Origin of the sequence: Paenarthrobacter nitroguajacolicus (genome assembly GCF_031455195.1) — a bacterium.
In the GTDB taxonomy this organism is placed as follows: domain Bacteria; phylum Actinomycetota; class Actinomycetes; order Actinomycetales; family Micrococcaceae; genus Arthrobacter; species Arthrobacter nitroguajacolicus_D.
Genome location: NZ_JAVDSH010000015.1, coordinates 1 through 3,688, shown reverse-complemented (window position 1 = coordinate 3,688; position 3,688 = coordinate 1). Strand labels below are relative to the sequence as shown.

Sequence of the window (3,688 nt, the reverse complement as noted above, 5' to 3'; positions counted from 1 at the left end):
AGTACGGTGACTCCTTTTGGGGGGTTGTTGGGAACGTGTCCGGGGCGTGGTCTGTGTGGGTTGTGTTTGGCGCACTGTTGGGTCCTGAGGCAACAGGACCTTTTTGCAGCAATGCAGGGGGGCACTTCTGGTGTTTCTTTTGTTCCTGCGGCCGGCATTCCATGACTGTGTCAGTCCCGCTTTTGTGTGGGGTTGTGGTGGTGGGTGTGGTTGATGGGGTTGTTGTTTGAGAACTACATAGTGGACGCGAGCATCTAGGACATACACGTGGCTGGCCCTTTTTTGGGGGTTGGTGTGTGTGTTCTATACAGCAATTTCTTATGAATGAACCTTGGGCCCAAGTGGCGCATGGTTCTCTCGATATGAATGATGCATCGTAGACCGGCGGGCCCTTTTGTGGGGTTTGTTGGTTTGTGTGTGGTCAAGTTTTTAAGGGCACACGGTGGATGCCTTGGCATTAGGAGCCGAAGAAGGACGTAGGAATCTGCGATAAGCCTGGGGGAGTTGATAACCGAGCGTTGATCCCAGGATGTCCGAATGGGGAAACCCCGCACAACGCTGTCATGGTGATTGTGTGACCCGCATCTGAACACATAGGGTGCGTGGGGGGAACGCGGGGAAGTGAAACATCTCAGTACCCGCAGGAAGAGAAAACAAGAGTGATTCCGTTAGTAGTGGCGAGCGAACGCGGATCAGGCTAAACCGTTCCATGTGTGATAGCCGGCGGGCGTTGCATGGGCGGGGTTGTGGGACTTTCCGTATTGGTTCTGCCGGACCGGTGGGGTGTGATGTGCAGGCATAGGTGAACGGTCTTGAAAGGCCGGCCAGAGAGGGTGTGAGCCCCGTAACCGTAATGTTTTGTGCCGCCTGGAGAGGATCCCAAGTAGCACGGGGCCCGAGAAATCCCGTGCGAATCTGTCAGGACCACCTGATAAGCCTAAATACTTCCTAATGACCGATAGCGGACCAGTACCGTGAGGGAAAGGTGAAAAGTACCCCGGGAGGGGAGTGAAACAGTACCTGAAACCGTGTGCTTACAATCCGTCGGAGCAACCTTGTAGTTGTGACGGCGTGCCTTTTGAAGAATGAGCCTGCGAGTTAGTGTTACGTCGCGAGGTTAACCCGTGTGGGGTAGCCGTAGCGAAAGCGAGTCTGAATAGGGCGAGTGTAGTGGCGTGATCTAGACCCGAAGCGGAGTGATCTACCCATGGCCAGGTTGAAGCGACGGTAAGACGTCGTGGAGGACCGAACCCACTTCAGTTGAAAATGGAGGGGATGAGCTGTGGGTAGGGGTGAAAGGCCAATCAAACTCCGTGATAGCTGGTTCTCCCCGAAATGCATTTAGGTGCAGCGTTGCGTGTTTCTTGCCGGAGGTAGAGCTACTGGATGGCCGATGGGCCCTACAAGGTTACTGACGTCAGCCAAACTCCGAATGCCGGTAAGTCAGAGCGCAGCAGTGAGACTGTGGGGGATAAGCTTCATAGTCGAGAGGGAAACAGCCCAGACCACCAACTAAGGCCCCTAAGCGTGTGCTAAGTGGGAAAGGATGTGGAGTTGCGAAGACAACCAGGAGGTTGGCTTAGAAGCAGCCATCCTTGAAAGAGTGCGTAATAGCTCACTGGTCAAGTGATTCCGCGCCGACAATGTAGCGGGGCTCAAGTACACCGCCGAAGTTGTGGATTTCACACAGTACCCTAGCCTTCGTGGTTCAGGGGTGTGGAGTGGTAGGGGAGCGTCGTGTGGGCAGTGAAGTCGCGGTGGAAACCAGCGGTGGAGCCTACACGAGTGAGAATGCAGGCATGAGTAGCGAAAGACGGGTGAGAAACCCGTCCGCCGAATGATCAAGGGTTCCAGGGTCAAGCTAATCTGCCCTGGGTAAGTCGGGACCTAAGGCGAGGCCGACAGGCGTAGTCGATGGACAACGGGTTGATATTCCCGTACCGGCGAAAAACCGCCCATGCCAAGCGGGGGATACTAACCGCCCGGAGCCTGCCCGCTCACCCTTGTGGTGTTGTGGGTTTTGGCCGAGCGCGGGACCTGATCCCGGGAGGTAAGCGTATTAACAGGTGTGACGCAGGAAGGTAGCCGGGCCGGGCGATGGTTGCCCCGGTCTAAGGATGTAGGGTCAGGGATAGGCAAATCCGTTCCTGTGTGCTTCGAGCACGATCCTGAGATCTGATGGGACTCCCGTAAGGGGGGATCCGGTGATCCTATGCTGCCAAGAAAAGCATCGACGCGAGGTTTTAGCCGCCCGTACCCCAAACCGACACAGGTGATCAGGTAGAGAATACCAAGGCGATCGAGAGAATTATGGTTAAGGAACTCGGCAAAATGCCCCCGTAACTTCGGGAGAAGGGGGGCCTGCCCCGTGATGGAGACTTGCTCTCCGTGAGCGGGTGTGGGCCGCAGAGACCAGGGGGAAGCGACTGTTTACTAAAAACACAGGTCCGTGCGAAGTCGCAAGACGATGTATACGGACTGACTCCTGCCCGGTGCTGGAAGGTTAAGAGGACCGGTTAGCCCACTTGTGGGCGAAGCTGAGAATTTAAGCCCCAGTAAACGGCGGTGGTAACTATAACCATCCTAAGGTAGCGAAATTCCTTGTCGGGTAAGTTCCGACCTGCACGAATGGAGTAACGACTTCCCCGCTGTCTCAACCATAAACTCGGCGAAATTGCAGTACGAGTAAAGATGCTCGTTACGCGCAGCAGGACGGAAAGACCCCGAGACCTTTACTATAGTTTGGTATTGGTGTTCGGAGTGGCTTGTGTAGGATAGGTGGGAGACGTTGAAACCCGGACGCCAGTTCGGGTGGAGTCATCGTTGAAATACCACTCTGGTCACTTTGGACATCTAACTTCGGCCCGTGATCCGGGTCAGGGACAGTGCCTGATGGGTAGTTTAACTGGGGCGGTTGCCTCCTAAAAAGTAACGGAGGCGCCCAAAGGTTCCCTCAGCCTGGTTGGCAATCAGGTGTCGAGTGTAAGTGCACAAGGGAGCTTGACTGTGAGAGAGACATCTCAAGCAGGGACGAAAGTCGGGACTAGTGATCCGGCGGTACATTGTGGAATGGCCGTCGCTCAACGGATAAAAGGTACCTCGGGGATAACAGGCTGATCTTGCCCAAGAGTCCATATCGACGGCATGGTTTGGCACCTCGATGTCGGCTCGTCGCATCCTGGGGCTGGAGTAGGTCCCAAGGGTTGGGCTGTTCGCCCATTAAAGCGGTACGCGAGCTGGGTTTAGAACGTCGTGAGACAGTTCGGTCCCTATCCGCTGCGCGCGCAGGAAATTTGAGAAGGGCTGTCCTTAGTACGAGAGGACCGGGACGGACGAACCTCTGGTGTGTCAGTTGTACTGCCAAGTGCATCGCTGATTAGCTACGTTCGGATGGGATAACCGCTGAAAGCATCTAAGCGGGAAGCTCGCTTCAAGATGAGATTTCCATACACATTATGTGTGAGAGGCCCCCAGCCAGACCACTGGGTTGATAGGCCGGATGTGGAAGCGAGGACTAAAGACTCGTGAAGCTGACCGGTACTAATAGGCCAACAACTTACACCACACAACACACTGCACGCGTCCACTATGTGGTTCCCGAACAACAACCCAGGAACCAACAACTAAATAACAACCAAGCACCACAGTTGTAACCACAAAACTTCCCACCCACCCCCACAAACGGGGC

Annotated in this window: 1 rRNA gene; it reads left to right on the top strand. The window is 55.1% G+C overall.

The features are described from left to right. Positions 1–419: 419 nt before the first annotated feature. Positions 420–3,565, top strand: a 23S ribosomal RNA gene (locus J2Y68_RS21950). Positions 3,566–3,688: the final 123 nt, after the last annotated feature.